Origin of the sequence: Paraburkholderia sp. SIMBA_030, assembly GCF_046535245.1 — a bacterium.
In the GTDB taxonomy this organism is placed as follows: domain Bacteria; phylum Pseudomonadota; class Gammaproteobacteria; order Burkholderiales; family Burkholderiaceae; genus Paraburkholderia.
This window is the reverse complement of record NZ_JAWRXB010001693.1, coordinates 1-234: the sequence shown is the minus strand read 5'-3', so window position 1 is coordinate 234 and position 234 is coordinate 1. Positions and strand designations below refer to the sequence as shown.

Genomic DNA, 234 nt, shown 5'->3' with positions numbered 1-234 from the left:
CCTCTTATTGTAATAGATGGATCTCCTGTTAATAATAATAGCGTTACAGGATCAATTTTTGATTATGGAAACTTTCTTTCTGATATCAACCAGGAAGACATTGAGTCTGTTAACGTATTAAAAGGTGCAGCAGCTTCTGCACTATATGGAGAAAGAGGTAGCGATGGAGTTATTTTGATCGTTACCAAAAGTGGCCGTGGAAAAGATGATGGCAGCTGGGGAGTAACTCTAAGC

General features: G+C 38.9%; 1 protein-coding gene. It reads left to right on the top strand.

Translation table 11 applies throughout. The features are described from left to right. A partial coding sequence (locus SB772_RS45795) for a TonB-dependent receptor plug domain-containing protein (RefSeq protein WP_410839248.1) occupies positions 1-234 on the top strand: 234 nt, incomplete at both ends.